4 protein-coding genes are annotated in these 16,878 nt (G+C 42.4%); 3 read left to right on the top strand and 1 reads right to left on the bottom strand.

Annotation, left to right across the window (positions count from 1 at the left end; translation table 11 throughout):
* Positions 1-31 precede the first annotated feature (31 nt).
* The gene (locus tag H6F56_RS08530) at positions 32-1,840 is read right to left on the bottom strand and encodes a M3 family oligoendopeptidase (RefSeq protein ID WP_190666796.1); all 1,809 of its coding nucleotides are present in this window, start codon (positions 1,838-1,840) and stop codon (positions 32-34) included.
* A 504-nt stretch (positions 1,841-2,344) separates the two neighbouring features.
* Between H6F56_RS08530 and H6F56_RS08525 the strand changes: the two genes are divergently transcribed.
* The 3 genes from H6F56_RS08525 (at position 2,345) to H6F56_RS08515 (ending at position 16,814) form a co-directional block, all read left to right on the top strand.
* On the top strand, positions 2,345-8,461 hold the full coding sequence (locus H6F56_RS08525) for a hybrid sensor histidine kinase/response regulator (RefSeq protein ID WP_190666794.1): 6,117 nt from the start codon (positions 2,345-2,347) through the stop codon (positions 8,459-8,461).
* A gap of 743 nt (positions 8,462-9,204) precedes the next feature.
* Positions 9,205-15,240 carry a hybrid sensor histidine kinase/response regulator gene (locus H6F56_RS08520; RefSeq protein WP_190666792.1) on the top strand — a complete coding sequence of 2,012 codons (6,036 nt, stop codon included), beginning with the start codon at positions 9,205-9,207 and terminating at the stop codon, positions 15,238-15,240.
* Positions 15,237-16,814: a response regulator gene (locus tag H6F56_RS08515; RefSeq protein WP_190666790.1), complete on the top strand. Its 1,578-nt coding sequence runs from the start codon at positions 15,237-15,239 to the stop codon at positions 16,812-16,814. The genes H6F56_RS08520 and H6F56_RS08515 overlap by 4 nt, the downstream gene beginning before the upstream one ends.
* Positions 16,815-16,878: the final 64 nt, after the last annotated feature.

The following is a 16,878-nucleotide window of genomic DNA, read 5'->3' as shown; positions in this document are numbered from 1 at the left end:
CCTTGGGGTTGCCCTTAAAAGTTTACGGGTTTTAAAGGGTTGCTTGTAGTTGGTCTAAAAGACTTTCTACATAACCTAAAGCGCCCCGAATCGTCGCTGGATCTTCTATGTCTACGTCTACATACCGGCGCAAGGCTTCTACCTGATTCATACTGCCACCGGCAGCGAGTAATTCCATGTAACCGGGGATAAAATCTTTGCCGGTTTGTAGGTATTTTTGATAGCAGGCTAAGCTGACAATATTAGAGGCCGTGTATTGGTAGCAGTAGAACGGTTTAAAGAAAATGTGACCGATCCGCGCCCAATCATATTGATGTTCTGGCAGCAATTCGACGGCATCGCCGCAGAGTGTGCGATACAGTTCCATCCACTGTGCGTTAACCCATTTACGATCAAAACTGCCCTCGGCAGCTCGTTCGTGAATGGCTAATTCCAGCCGGCTGATGGTGCTTTGGCGGAATAGCAGATTTAACTGATCTTCCAACTGCCGCGTGATCAAAGACTTGGTGAGAACTTTGTCATTTGCTGCAGTTTTAAGCAGGTGATCGAGCAGCAGCAGTTCATTAAAAGTGGAAGCAATTTCTGCCAGCACCATTGGTGGGTTACTGTTGAAATAAGATTGCCGATCTCCTATCCAGGCAAAGTGCAATCCGTGCCCCATTTCGTGGGCTAAAGTAAACAGGGAGTTGTAGTCATCTGTGTAGGAAAGCATCAGATAACTGTGCTTACCGTGGGTGTAGGAACAAAACGCACCACCGCGTTTGCCTGGACGCACTTTCGCATCTACCCAGTTTTTGATGAAAAATTCTTCCGCACGACGGGCGTAGTTTACATCAAATTTTTCTAAAGCGGTGAGTAGAGTTTCTACACCGGCTTTATAGTTCACCGGCGGCGTTAGCTCATCGCCTGATGTCCAAGGCGCGTAAATATCGCAGATGCGAATTTTTTGCCCCAAGGCTTTGCTTTTGAGCTGATAGTAACGCTGGAATAAGTCAAACCGGCTGCCGGTGCCTTCCATAATGGCGCGGAAAACCGGCTCAGAAACTTCATCGGCTAACAATTGCTTGTGCAACGTGCCGGTGTATCCCCGCATCTGGCTTTCAATCCGGTGATCTTGAGCGATGGTGTTGAGAATGAAGCCATACAGCGAGTTGTGCTCGTGCATCACGTCCCGCACTGACAGGTAAGCGTCATAGCGCACGTCGGCATCTGGGTGAAACAGCAGCGCACTAAGTTCGGCTTCTTCCGTGACAGTTTTACCTTCTGGTGTTGTCACCGGCTCGTATTCTCGTTCACCCAAGTGTACGGAACGCAACTGGACAAACGCTTGCCGTCCTGTGAGGCTATCTTGGTTGCGAGTTTGCTCAACTTCCTCAGACAGCTTGTGAGGGCGCAATTCGGCGATACGATCTAGGTAGTGGCTGTATGTTTGCAGTGCCGGTGAGGCTTGCAATTCGGCAAACTTCTCAGCATCGAGCTTTTGCAGTTCCAAATCAAAAAATAACAGCTGGTTCTCGACAATCGTCAGCGCTTCCATCACTTTGTCGAGAAATTGCTTTGCCTCAGTGTTGCGGGTATCCGCAGAGAAGACGAGGGAGGGGAAGGCGTACACATAACCGGATTTTTCTGCGATGGTTTCCAGCTGTTGCAGACAGCTTGCCACAGCCTCCGGTTTAAGTTCGGCAACTTTGCCGCGATAGTGTTCCCGGAACTGTGCCGCACTCTGCTGCAATGCTTGCAAATCTTGCGCCAGTTGGGGATCGTCAAAGCCTTGATAAAGGTCTGATAAGTCCCATTCTTGGGGACTTTCCACCTGGGTGGTAGCGGATAGTTGAACCAAGGTTGAACTCCTTTTTAGATGAACCGCCAAGACACCAACAGCGCCATGAGGGAATTTTTTGAGTCCTCAGCATCTTCTGTGGTTGTTCTATCTTTAGTCTAGGAGATTCGCTCAGTTCTTATAGTGCCGGCTGCACGCCTGTCCAGAATTGAAGCAAGAACCGCAAACAAGGCTACCAGATTTTGACCTTTTATGCTTTGCTATCACGCTTAAGAAGCTTACCCCATTTGTTGAAGAGTTCGCTGCATTGCATGTTTTATCCTTATTTAATAAAATGATTTTTACACTCTCTAATTTTTAATTTATATTAAAATATAAGATTTTTAAATATTTTAAAGACATACAAGTATTGCAACTAATATCACATCCGATTATGTTTTACAGTTGGAGCAGCTTCACACTTACATCCGAGCTAATGTTTCTACTGAAGCCTTAAGCGTTTCGTATTTGCGATTGCTTTCAAGAAATTAACACTTATAACTCATAAAACACTCCTTAATTAAAATGAGCATTACTCTCTCTGGCTACAAACTAAACCAAGCTATCTATGAAAGCCACAAAACTGTTATCTATAGCGGAATAAAAGAAGCAGAAGCCACGGCGGTGGTTGTGAAAACTCTCAAAAGTGAGTATCCAACAATAGAAGAGATTACTCGCTTAAGACATGAGTATAAGATTTTAGAAAATTTACAAGTCCAGGGAATTGTCAAACCTTTAGGATTGGAAACCTTTAAAAATGGGTTAGCTTTAATTTCTGAACATTTTATTAGCCAATCTTTAAGTGATGTATTAAGCAATCAAAAGCAATTTAAAATTATCAAATTTCTCACAATTGCTTGTCAGTTAGTTGAAATTTTAGGAAATTTACATAAAAATAATATAATTCATAAGGACATTAAACCTCACAATATTTTAATTAATACAAAAACAGCAGAAGTCAGAATCATAGACTTTAGCATTGCTTCTCGTCTGGAGCGAGAAAACCAAGCGATTAGTAATCCCAACTTGTTGGAAGGCACTCTCGCCTATATGTCGCCGGAGCAAACCGGCAGAATGAATCGCTCCTTAGACTATCGGACTGATTTTTACTCTTTGGGTGTGACTTTCTATGAAATGCTGACAGGTCAATTGCCTTTTTCTGCAACTGATCCTTTAGAATTCGTTCACTGCCATATTGCGAAAAAGCCGGTGCCGCCACAACAGCTCAATCCAGAAATTCCAGAGGCAGTTTCAGCGATTGTGATGAAGTTATTAGCCAAAATGGCTGAAGAGCGGTATCAAAGTGCAGAAGGTCTAAAATTTGATCTGGAAATTTGCTTGATGAAACTGCAAATGACCGGCACGATTTCTGATTTTATTGCCGGCAGCGCAGATAAAGCCGGCCAATTGCTAATTCCTCAAAAACTCTACGGAAGAGAAGCAGAAGTTTCCAGACTTTTGGAAACCTTTGATCGGGTAGCCGGTGGCACAAGCGAGTTAATGCTTGTTTCCGGTTATTCCGGGATTGGCAAAACAGTTTTAGTCAATGAAGTTCACAAACCCATTGTCCGGCAGCGGGGTTATTTTATTGCCGGCAAGTTTGACCAATTTAAACGAAATATTCCTTATGCTTCCCTGATTCAAGCATTCCAATCATTAATTCGCCAATTACTGACCGAAAGCGAAGCGCAAATCCAAACTTGGAAAGAAAAACTGTTATCGGCTTTAGGGATAAACGGGCAAGTCATTATCGATGTCATCCCGGAACTAGAATTAATTGTTGGAAAACAACCTTCCGTCTCTGAACTGGGAGCGACTGAGTCGCAAAACCGTTTTAGTCGAGTTTTCAAACAATTCATTGGCGTATTTACAACCCAAGAACATCCCCTGGTTGTTTTCTTGGATGACTTGCAGTGGGCAGATTTAGCCTCATTAAAATTGCTTGAATTTCTGATCACGGATACAGAGAGTCAGTATTTATTATTGATCGGTGCTTACCGGGATAACGAAGTTTCTCCAGTGCATCCGACAATTCAAACCATTGAAAAGATTCAAGCTGCCGGCGCAACCGTTCATAATATTGTACTCAAACCCTTACAAGAGATTCATGTTAAAGAATTAATCAGCGAAACTTTAAACGAATCTGTTCGATCTAAAGCGCTTTCTGAACTACTTTTTAACAAAACTGGGGGTAATCCTTTCTTCCTCAGCCAACTGCTGAAAACGCTTTACCAGGAAGACTTGTTAATTTATGACTTATATTCGAGGGAATGGCAGTGGAACCTTGAACACATTCAAGCGATTGGAATTACTGATTATAACGTTGTTGAACTGATTGCCCGAAATATTCGCAAACTGCCAGAAGAGACACAGAAAGTTTTAAAATTAGCAGCTTGTGTGGGCAACAGCTTTAACTTAGAAGTTTTGAGTGTTGTGAATGAAGCATCTTCCGTAATCACAGCCGCTCAATTTTGGCCGGCACTTCAGGCCGGTTTGATTTTGCCTCAAGGTAATGAATACAAAATTCCGCTGGTATTTACTCAGGAAGAATCGAGTGGGTTTACTTTAACAGATGTCAAAGTTGACTACAAGTTTTTACACGACCGAGTGCAGCAGGCGTGTTATTCTCTAATTCCCAATGAACACAAAAAACAGGCACACTTAAAAATTGGTCAATTGCTGCTGCAAAAAACAACGCCACAAGATCGAAAAGACAATATTTTTGCTCTAGTTAATCAACTGAATTATGGGACGGATTTACTCACCTCCGAATCGGAAAAATATGAATTGGCAGAACTTAATTTAATTGCCGGTCAAAGAGCCAAAGCAGCGACAGCCCATGAGTCTGCCGTCAAATATTTGCAAGTCGGTTTAGGACTGTTAGCAGAACATAGCTGGAGCAGCCAGTATGAACTAACATTAGCGCTGCATCAAGAAGCAGCAGAAGCGGCCTATCTGAATGGCGATTTTGAGGGAATGCAAAGATTGACGAATGTAGTGTTGCAACAATCTACATCCCTCCTGGACAAAGTGAAGGTGTACGAAGTCCAGATGCAAGCATATATGGCGCAGCAAAAGTTACTTGAAGCGCTGAATACGGGGCTGCAAGTCTTAAAGCAGTTGGGGGTAGACTTTCCCACTGAGCCAAACCCATCTGATATTGGGCAGGCGCTGGGGGAAACTGCGGCAATTTTGAGCGGAACGCGAATTGAGGACTTAATCGATCTTCCTGAGATGAGCGATCCTCATCAACTAGCTGCTATCAGAATTCTGTCAAGTATATTTTCTCCTTGCTATTCTGGGAGGCCCTCACTGGTGCCTTTAACCGTGTGCAAACAGGTCGATTTATCCGTTCAATATGGCAATGCTTCTGTATCTCCCTTTGGATATGCCGTATATAGTCTTCTTCTTTGTGGAGTCATAGGAGATATTGAACGGGGCTATGAGTTCGGTCAATTAGCTTTACGTCTCGTCTCAAAGTTAAATGCCAAAGAAATCGAAGCTAAGACGTGCCACTTGGTATATGCTGCCGTTCAACATTGGAAAGAACACGTCAAGAATGCTTTAGAACCTTTCCTGTCGGTTTTCTCTAGCGGGCTGGAAACCGGAGATTTAGAATATGCCGGCTATGCCATCATGGTGTGGAGCCATTACTCATTTTTTGCCGGCAAGCAACTAATGCAGCTCGAACAAGACATCGCAACTTACACAGACGCCCTTCATAAAATCAGCCAAGAAACAGCTCTTAATAATACAAAGATATGTTGGCAAGCCGTCTTAAACATGATGGGAAGAAACCAAAACCCATCCCAATTAAAAGGAGAAGCCTACGACGAAGAGAAAATGCTGCCGCTACATCAGCAAACCAACAACCAACTTGCACTTCATTACTTATATTTGAACAAACTTGTGCTTTGTTATCTGTTTGAGGATTACCTAGAAGCCTTAAAAAATATCCCTCAAATAGAAAGTTCTTTCGGCGCATCTGCTGGGCAGCTAACGGTTGTTATTTTCTATTTTTATGATTCTCTAGTACGGCTAGGTGTGTGTCCTGAGCGTTCACAGTCTGTTAGCGAAGCGGCGACGAAGTCGCAACAACAGGAGATTCTTGAGCGGGTACACAGTAATCAAGAAAAGATGCAGAAATGGGCGCATCATGCTCCGATGAACTTTCTGCATAAATTTTATCTAGTGGAGGCAGAGCGGCATCGAGTTCTTGGTGAAAAGGTTGAGGCAATGGAAATGTACGACAAGGCGATTGCCCTTGCTAAAGAAAACGAGTACATCAACGAAGAAGCACTCGCTCACGAACTGGCTGCCAAATTCTATGTGTCATGGGGGAAAGAAACGATTGCGAAAACTTACATGACGGATGCTTATTACGCCTACGTGCGCTGGGGAGGAATCGCTAAAGTTGAACATTTAGAAAAACGCTACCCAGAATTATTAAGTGCGGTCTTGCAGCAAAAAATCAATCAAAAAGCCGATGAGACTATGAGACAGACGAGCCAGGGAAGGATCACTTCCACCGGCTCAGCTATTTCAAAAATGCTGGACTTAGGAGCGGTGATGAAAGCATCGCAGGCTATTGCTGAGGAAATTGTACTATGCAATTTGCTCGAGAAGTTGATGAAAATTTTAATCGAAAATGCCGGCGCACAAATCGGCTGCTTGATTTTAGAGAAAGCCGGCACGTTGGTCATTGAAGCGCAAGAAACCTTGGACAGTGAAGATATAACGGTACTGCAAGGACTGCCGGCATTAAGCAGCAAAACGGTTCCCATTTCTATCATTAACTATGTAGCCCGAACCCGAGAAAATGTTGTCCTCAACGATGCAAGTCGTGAAGGCACATTTATACAAGACGTCTATATTATCAAACATCAGTCAAAATCTATATTATGTACACCCCTCATCCATCAAGGCAAATTGAGTGCCATTCTTTATTTGGAAAACAATTTAACAACAGGAGCCTTTACCCGCGAGCGATTGGAAGTATTAAAACTCTTATCGGCTCAAGCAGCTATTTCAATTGAAAACGCTCGCCTCTATTCGGATTTAGAATCAGCCAAAGCCAATTTAGAAGTAGTCAATGCTAATTTAGAAGCAAAAGTACAAGAGCGAACCCAAGAGTTAGAACAAAAAAATATTCATCTGCAAAAAGCCGAAAAAACTGCTAAATCTGCGAGCCGTGCGAAAAGCGAGTTCCTAGCAAACATGAGCCATGAACTGCGAACTCCCCTCAATGGAATTTTGGGATATGCTCAAATTCTTAAACGAGACCAACAATTAAGTGAATCCTATAAGCATTCGGTGAATATTATTTATCAATGTGGCGATCATTTATTAAATGTAATTAATGATATCTTAGATCTTTCCAAAATTGAAGCGCGAAAAATGGAAATCAGCTCTAAAGAGTTTCGGTTTCCTGAATTTCTAGAAGGAATTGTCGAAATTTGCCGACTGCGGGCAGAACAAAAAGGAATTTCGCTGAGTTATGAACCGTTGACTCAACTGCCCACCGGCATCCGGGGCGATGAGAAACGGTTACGGCAAGTTTTGATTAACTTATTAGGCAACGCTGTCAAGTTTACCGAAGTGGGTGGAGTCACCTTTAAAGTAGGCGTAATGCCGGCAGGAGAAGACTCAACAAATCCCTCAAATTCTAATCCAGAATTTCCAACTGTTAAAATTCGCTTCCAAGTCGAAGACACCGGCGTTGGAATGTCGCCCGAACAGTTAGGAGAGATATTTTTGCCATTCTACCAAGTGGGCGAACACAATCGCAAGGGAGAAGGAACGGGATTAGGATTAGCAATTAGCCGACAATTAGTCGAAATGATGGGCGGTGAAATTAAAGTAGAAAGTTGCCTTGGAAAAGGCAGTATTTTCTTCTTTGATTTGGATTTGCAGAAAGTCTCGAAAATGGAGAATTACTTAAAGTTTTATGAGCGAACAATTATTGGGTTCAAAGGAGAGAAACGGAAGCTATTGGTGGTTGATGACAAGTGGGAAAATCGCTCGATTCTCGCTGGCTTGCTTCAGCCTTTAGGATTTGAAATTGCTGAAGCAACGAACGGGCATGAATGTCTGGAGAAAACTATGCAATTTCAACCCGATTTGATTTTGACAGACTTAGTGATGCCGGTGATGGACGGCTTTGAAGCAACCAGGCGCATTCGCAAGTCTCCCGAATTAGCCAAGATAGTAGTAATTGCTACCTCAGCCAGTGTTTTTGATTTTGAGCAACAGAAAAGTTGGGATGCCGGCTGTGATGATTTTCTCCTCAAGCCGGTGCGATACGAGGAGCTTTTAGAAAAACTAAAACGACACTTAAAGCTGGAATGGGTTTATGAAGAAAACCAAGATGAAAAACCCAAAAAAGCAGAAAACGTACAGGATTTAGGAGTCAAAAATGAAGGCTCAATGGTGATTCCGCCGGCAAAAGAAATTGCCATTCTGTGGGATTTAGTGATGATGGGTGATCTCAGAGGTATTCAAGATCAAGCAACCCAACTGGAAGAGTTGGATACTCAATACATACCCTTTGTCACAGAATTGAAGCAGTTAACAAAAGGTTTTAAGCTCAAAGAAATTCGAGAGTTTTTAAACAAAATACAGGGAAATACAGAGACAAATTAGCATTAAAAATCCTAAAAAAGGCATTATATTGATGGTTGCCCGCACCCCCAGCCATTGAGGATTTTTCAGGGTGCGATAGATGTTGACCTGTTATTAATAGCTGTCTAGTAATTTTTCTCTCTCGCTTCTTGCTCTAGGCGGGAGCTATCTGAGCAGACTAAAAGAAAGTGACTGCTTGCATCAAGATACCCGCTCTGCTCGCTGTTCCGGCGGCTGGTTTTACTGGAAAATCCTAAAGCCGGCTGTTGATCGCAAATTCGTTGCGTTTTTTTATATTTACTTAAGAAATGTAACGTTTACCAGGACTAATTTTTAATTTTATTGAAGTGTCAGAGTTTTTTGATAAATTTGGGCATTCTGAATAATACGCTCATCTCATAGGATTTTATAAATCTATCTTCTCGACTCTCACCTCAGCCGGCAAACCCATCTTATACCCGTGAGGGCTTTCTCTCGAAAAATTGCCTTCGCGCAAGGATACGGTTGGCTAAGATACGATCTCTGTAAGTGAGCTGCTATCATACCCGTTTCCCTGGAGGAGTTTAACCTAGTTGCCTCCTTTGAAAGAGCTATAAGGGAAGCTAAATGCTGCGAGACAATTTAGGAGAGTTGTCTAGAAACGCTAGCTTGGGAGAGAGAGCAAGTTTACATTCGAGCCAGTTGAGCAACTAAACTTTCAAGACTCTGTCTTTTTTCCCACCTTAGAGAAATCTATTAAACTTACCAAGTTTTACTTAACTAAAATGACTATTACACTACCTGGCTACCAACTAAATCAAACGCTTCATACAGGATTTAAAACAATTATTTATAGCGGGATAAGAGAAATAGCGAACACATCAGTGATTGTTAAAACTCTTAAAGCTGAGTATCCCACCATAGACGATATTACCCGCTTAAGACATGAATATAAAATTTTGGAGAATCTGGAGATTGAAGGAGTCGTAAAATCCATCGCCTTAGAAAATTCTCAAAATGGTTTGGCCCTGATTTTAGAACATTTTACCGGCAAGTCTCTCAAAGATTTTTTGACAGATAAAAATAAATTGAATAACAATGATTTTTTAATCATTGCGATTCAATTAGTTAAAATTTTAGGAGACTTGCATAAAAACAAGATTATTCATAAAGATATCAAGCCTCACAATATTCTAATTAACCCCGAAACATTCCAGGTTGAAATTATCGACTTTAGCATTTCTTCTCGCTTGGAAAGAGAAAACCAAACCCTCAGTAATCCCAACTTGTTGGAAGGCACCCTTGCCTATATGTCGCCGGAGCAAACCGGCAGGATGAATCGGTTATTAGACTATCGGACTGATTTTTACTCTTTGGGTGTGACTTTCTATGAAATGCTGACAGGTCAATTGCCTTTTTCTGCAACTGATCCTTTAGAATTCGTTCACTGCCACATTGCGAAAATGCCGGTGCCGCCTCAACAGCTCAATTCAGAAATTCCAGAGGCAATTTCATCGATTGTGATGAAGTTATTAGCCAAAATGGCTGAAGATCGGTATCAAAGTGCCGAGTGGTTAAAGTTTGATCTAGAAACTTGTGTGATGAAACTGCAAACAACCGGCAGCGTTTCTAATTTTATTCCGGGCAGTGCAGATCGAGCCGGTTTATTGAATATTCCGCAAAAACTTTACGGTCGCGAAGCGGAAGTTTTAACGCTTTTAGAAACCTTTGATCGCGTTGCCGGTGGCCGAACCGAATTAATGCTTGTTTCCGGTTATTCTGGGATTGGCAAAACCGTTTTAGTCAATGAAGTTCACAAACCCATCGTCCGGCAAAGGGGCTATTTTATTGCCGGCAAGTTTGACCAATTCAAACGAAATATTCCTTATGCTTCCCTAATTCAAGCATTCCAATCCTTAATTCAACAATTACTGACCGAAAGTGAATCAGAAATTCACCTGTGGAAAGAAAAACTCTTATTTGCCTTAGGCGTGAACGGGCAAGTCATTATCGATGTCATCCCCGAAATCGAACTAATAACCGGCAAACAACCCCCCGTACCCGAACTGGGGGCAAGTGAATCCCAAAACCGTTTCAGCCGCGTCTTCAAACAATTTATTGGCGTATTTACAGCTCAAGAACATCCCCTTGTTGTCTTCTTAGACGACTTGCAGTGGGCCGATTCAGCCTCCCTGAAATTAATTGAACTGCTGATGACTGATAGCGATAGCCAGTATTTATTGCTGATTGGTGCGTATCGGGATAACGAAGTTTTTCCAACCCATCCAACAATTCAAACGATTGAGAAGATTTGTCAAATGGGTGCGACAGTAAATAATATTGGACTCGGCCCATTAGAACTCGTTCATGTCGAACAATTAATCGTCGATACGTTAAATGAATATGTCCAGTCAAAGCAGCTAGCCGAACTGCTTTTTAATAAAACACAAGGCAATCCCTTCTTCTTAACGCAACTGCTCAAAGCACTGGCTCAAGAAGATTTGTTAATTTATGACGTGTATTCGGGAATTTGGCAGTGGAATCTTGAGCAAATTCAAGCCATTGGCATCACCGATTATAACGTTGTTGAATTGATTGCTAAAAATATTCGCAAATTGCCCGAAGATACCCAAAAAGTTTTAAAACTAGCAGCTTGTATTGGCAACACATTTAACTTAGAAGTCTTGAGTGTTGTGAATGAGGCGTCTTCCTTAGCTACGGCGGCTCAATTGTGGCCGGCACTTCAGGCGGGGTTGATTTTACCCTTAAGTAATGAGTACAAAATTCCCTTAGCATTTACTCAGGAGGAATCTGCCGGGATTACCTTAACCGATGTTAAAGTTGACTACAAGTTTTTACACGACCGAGTGCAGCAAGCCGCTTATTCTTTGATTCCTGAGCAAGAGAAAAAACAGAGGCACTTAAAAATTGGTCAACTGTTGCTGCAAAATACAACGCCAGAAGACCGAAAAGAGAATATTTTTACCTTAGTTAATCAACTGAATTACGGGACTGAATTCCTCACCTCAGAGTCTGAAAAATATGAGTTGGCTGAGCTGAATTTGATTGCCGGCCAAAAAGCAAAAGCAGCGACAGCACACGATTCCGCCGTCAAATATTTGCAAGTCGGTTTAGAACTGTTGACATCTAATAGTTGGGCTAATCAATATGAACTAACATTAGCCCTGCATGAGGAAGCAGCAGAGAGCGCTTTTTTGAGCGGTGATTTTGAGCGAATGCAAAGATTCGTTGAAATTGTACAAAACTGCGCTAAAACGCTACTGGGCAAAGTGAAAGTCTATGAAATCCTGATTCAAGCTTATGTGTCGCAGAACAAGCTGCTAGAAGCGGTTAACACAGCGCTAGAAGTTTTAAAGCTTTTAGGAGTGGAGTTTCCCTCTCAGCCGAACCCATCAGATATTGGGCAAGCATTAGGGGAAACTGCGGAAATTTTGAGTGGAACACGAATTGAGGATTTAATTGACCTACCTCTAATGAGTGATCCCGATAAACTAGCAGCCATGAGACTTATGTCAAGTATCTTTGCTGCTACATACATTGCTGCTCCTACACTGCTGCCCTTGACAGTATGCAAACAAGTACAATTATCCATTCAATATGGTAATGCTTCTGTGTCAGCCGTTGCTTATGCCAATTATGGTCTTTTTCTTTGTGGCATTGTCGGAGATATTAATTCAGGTTATCAGTTCGGTCAATTGGCATTAAGTCTATTGTCGAGGTTAAATGCTAAAGAAATCAAAGCCAAGACAGTTGTGATCGTAAATATATTTACCCGACATTGGAAAGAACATCTCAAAGAAACATTGGAACCTTTAATGTTAGCTTACGCTAGCGGAATGGAGACGGGAGATTTAGAGTGGGCTACTTTTGGTCTAATAGTGTACTCCTATTGCGCTTACTTTAGCGGCAAAGAACTAACTGGACTGGAAACAGAGATGGCAAATTACAGAGATGCTATTTATAAAGTTAAGCAAGAAACCGCACTTAATTTACAAGAAATTTATTGGCAGGCTGTTTTAAATCTACTAGGAAGAAGTGAAAATCCCTGCATTCTAAAGGGTAAAGCGTACGACGAGCAAACAAGGTTACCGCTGCATGAGGAAGCCAATGATAATGTAGCAATTTTTTACTCATATTCAAATAAAATTTCACTTTGTTATTTGTTTGAAAACTACTCTCAAGCAATTGAAAATACTACGATAGCCGAGAACTATTTAAATGCAATGGTAGGATTGCCTCTGGTTCCTCTGTTCCATTTTTACGATTCTTTAGTACGGCTAGCAGTGTATATTGATTGCCCAGAGTCAGAGCAACAGGGCATTCTCGACAAAGTACAAGCGAATCAAGAAAAGATGCAGAAATGGGCACATCATGCCCCAATGAATCATCTGCACAAATTCTATCTAGTAAAGGCAGAACGGCATCGGGTATTGAGTGAGAATGTCGAGGCAATGGAGATGTATGATCGCGCGATTGCTCTCGCTAAAGAAAACGAGTACATCAACGAAGAAGCACTCGCTCACGAATTGGCTGCTAAATTCTATCTGTTATGGGGTAAAGAAATCATTGCCCAAACTTACATGACGAATGCTTACTATGCTTATGTGCGTTGGGGAGCAATCACTAAAGTAGAGCATTTAGAAAAACACTATCCGCAATTACTTGCTGCCGTCCTTCAGCAGAAAATGAATCAAAAGGTAACGGAGCCAATTACGCAGACGATGCAGGGAACCGTCACTTCCACCGGCTCGGCAATTTCAGAAATGCTAGATTTAACAACGTTGATGAAAGCATCACACGCTATTTCTGGTGAAATTGTACTGTCTAACTTGCTTGACAAGTTAATGAAAATATTGATAGAAAATGCCGGCGCACAAACCGGCTCGCTCGTCTTGTCAAAGAAAGGACAACTTTTCCTAGAAGCAACCGGGACTAAAGATGAGGTACGAGTGCTGGAATCGGTGCCGGTTTCAACGAGCCAGCAGTTACCGATGTCGGTGCTTAATTATGTCGCCAGAACTCAGAAAGAACTCGTATTAAATGATGCAAGAAGCGAGGAAATCTTTAACACCGACCCTTACATCACCCAACATCAACCAAAATCAGTTCTCTGCACGCCTATCCTTTATCAAGGTCAACTCACCGCCATCCTTTACCTGGAAAACAATTTAACTTCAGGTGCTTTTACCCCCAGGCGAGTAGAAGTCTTGCGGATATTATCAGGACAAGCTGCAGTTGCCCTAGAAAACGCCCAACTCTATCACACTCTAGAAGCCAAAGTAGAAGAGCGAACCCAAGAGTTAAATGAAAAAAATATCCACTTGCAAAAAGCCGAAGAAATAGCTAAATCAGCTAGCCGCGCCAAGAGCGAATTCCTAGCAAATATGAGCCATGAACTGCGAACGCCCCTCAATGGAATTTTGGGGTATGCTCAAATCCTTAAACGAGACAGGAATTTAAGTAACTCACACAAAGATTCCGTCAATATTATTTATCAATGCGGCGATCACCTGTTAAATGTGATTAATGACATTTTAGACCTTTCTAAAATCGAAGCGCGGAAAATGGAAATCCACGCCAATGAATTTCGGTTTCCTGAATTTTTAGAAGGAATTACCGAAATCTGCCAGATTCGTGCCAACGAAAAAGGAATTTCGCTAATTTATGAACCCCTAACTCAACTTCCCGCCGGCATCCAAGCCGATGAGAAACGATTGCGACAAGTTTTAATTAACTTACTGGGCAATGCTGTTAAGTTTACTGAAGCCGGTGGTGTTGTCTTCAAAGTTGGAATTGTCTCAACTGAAGAATCTAGCAATTCCCCCATTTCTCATTCCCAATCTCCAATCGTCAGAATTCGCTTTCAAGTAGAAGATACCGGCGTTGGCATGACTGCTGAACAATTAGCCGAGATATTTGTGCCCTTTCATCAGGTGGGTGAACACAATCGTAAGGCAGAAGGAACGGGATTAGGACTCGCAATTAGCCGGCAATTAGTCGAGATGATGGGCGGCGAAATTAAGGTGAAGAGTACCGCCGGAAAAGGCAGCACTTTCTTTTTCGAGCTGGATTTACTGACACTGCCAGAATTGAATAATCGCTTTAAATTAGACGAGCGAACAATTATTGGTTTCAAAGGCACGAATCGAAGAATTCTCGTAGTGGATGACAAGCAAGAAAATCGCTCAATTTTAGTTGGGTTGCTACAACCTTTGGGATTTGAAATCGCTGAAGCGGCAAATGGTCAAGAATGCCTGGAAAAAACAGCCCAATTTGAACCCAATTTAATTTTGACAGACTTGGTGATGCCGGTGATGGACGGCTTTGAAGCAACCAGACGCATTCGCAAGTCTGCCGAATTTGCCGGTGTGGTGGTGATTGCCTCCTCAGCCAGCGTTTTTGAGTTTGAGCAGCAAAAAAGTTGGGATGCCGGCTGCGATGACTTTCTCTCTAAGCCGGTGCGATCTGAGGAACTTTTAGAAAAATTACGAACTCACTTGAAGCTGGAATGGGTTTACGAAGAAACCCCCCATGAAAAAGCTAAAAAACCCGAAAAAACTCAGGACTTAGGATTCAAAAATAACGACTCAATGGTAGCGCCGCCGGCAGAAGAAATCGCGGTTTTCTGGGACTTGGCAATGATGGGCGACCTCTCAGGCATTCAGGAGGAAGCAACCAAACTAGAGGAGTTGGATAGTCAATATATCCCATTTTCCACAGAACTGAAGCAGTTCGCGAAAGGCTTCAAAGTTAAACAAATTCGAGAATTTTTAAAAAAATATAGAGGAAGCGAAAAATGAGTGTTAAAAACGCTGAGAAAGGCATTATTTTAATCGTCGATGACACTCCCACCAATTTAGGAGTTTTGTTTGATTTCTTAAGTAATTCCGGCTTCAAGGTTTTTGTGGCACAGGATGGTGAAGATGCACTTGAGCAGGTGGAATACGCACCGCCCGATCTCATTTTACTGGATGTGTTGATGCCAGGAATTGATGGATTTGAAACGTGCCGCCGGCTGAAAGCAAATGAATCAGCCAAAGATATCCCCGTAATTTTTATGACGGCGCTTTCTGACTCCGTCGATAAGGTGAGAGGCTTAACACTGGGGGCAGTTGATTACATCACTAAGCCACTTCAGCATGAAGAAGTTTTAGCTCGTGTCAATATCCACATGAGAATTCACAACTTAACTAAAAAGCTCCAAGAACAAAATTTGCAATTGCAACATGAGATAAAAGAGCGAACCGTCGCACAAATGGATCTCTTAGAACTGACCGTAGATTTAGAAAACCGGGTTGAGGAAAGAACTACTGAACTTTCTCAATCTAATCAGCGTTTCAGGCAATCCAACGATATGCTGAAACAGGAAATCGAAGATCGCCTGAGTGCGGAGATGGCATCGCAGCAATCAGAAGCACAAATGCGAACCCAAGCTAAATGGTTAGAACAAGCATTTGCAGAATTGAAACAAACCCAGACTAAACTCATTCAGGGTGAAAAAATGTCCTCTTTAGGGCAGTTGGTGGCTGGTGTTGCTCATGAAATTAACAATCCAGTCAACTTTATTTATGGAAATCTTTCCTACGCCCATACCTATACTCAAAACTTGCTAAAAATCTTGAATCTTTATCAACTAAAATTTCCAGATCCAGGGCCAGAAATTGAGAAAGAAATTGAGAGAAGCGACCTAGAATTTTTAATAGAAGATTTGCCTAAACTGCTGGGTTCGATGAAAGTTGGGGCAGACCGCATCCGCGAAATTATCCAATCGCTGCGGATCTTTTCGCGACTTGATGAAGCGCAAATGAAGTTGGTAAATATTCATGAGGGGATTGATAGTACGCTGCTGATTTTGCAAAGCCGGCTCAAAGCTAGAGCAGACCGGCCCGCGATTGAAGTGATCAAAGAATATGGGAATTTGCCTCAAGTCGAGTGCTATGCCGGCTCTCTGAATCAAGTCTTTATGAATCTCTTAGCCAATGCAATTGATGCCTTAGAAGATTACAACCGACAGCGTTCTCCCGCCGACATCAAAGCTCATCCTAATAAGATTTGGATTCGGACTGAAGCGAGCGATGATAACAAAGTGATGATCCGAATTACAGACAATGGCCCTGGTATGAGTGAGGATGTCCAAAGCCACCTATTTGAACCATTTTTTACGACAAAACCTATCGGTAAAGGCACCGGCATTGGTTTATCAATTAGCCACCAAATTGTAGAGGAAAAACATAACGGTCTTTTAAGGTGCATTTCGACTCCTGATAGAGGAGCAGAGTTTGTGGTTGAACTTCCCATTCGCCAACAATCTCAACAACAAAGCGGCCTTCAGCCGGCTGGATCTCATGGCGGCGTTAGATATACGGAAATCTAGGTGGGGATTCCTCCCTCCTGTAGGCCGTGGTTTTTCTATGATGGTGTTAGACATTGAGCGAGCC

The organism is Microcoleus sp. FACHB-672 (genome assembly GCF_014695725.1).
In the GTDB taxonomy this organism is placed as follows: Bacteria; Cyanobacteriota; Cyanobacteriia; order Cyanobacteriales; family Oscillatoriaceae; genus FACHB-68.
Note: the sequence above shows the minus strand (reverse complement) of the source record. Positions and strands in the feature narration are given on the sequence as shown.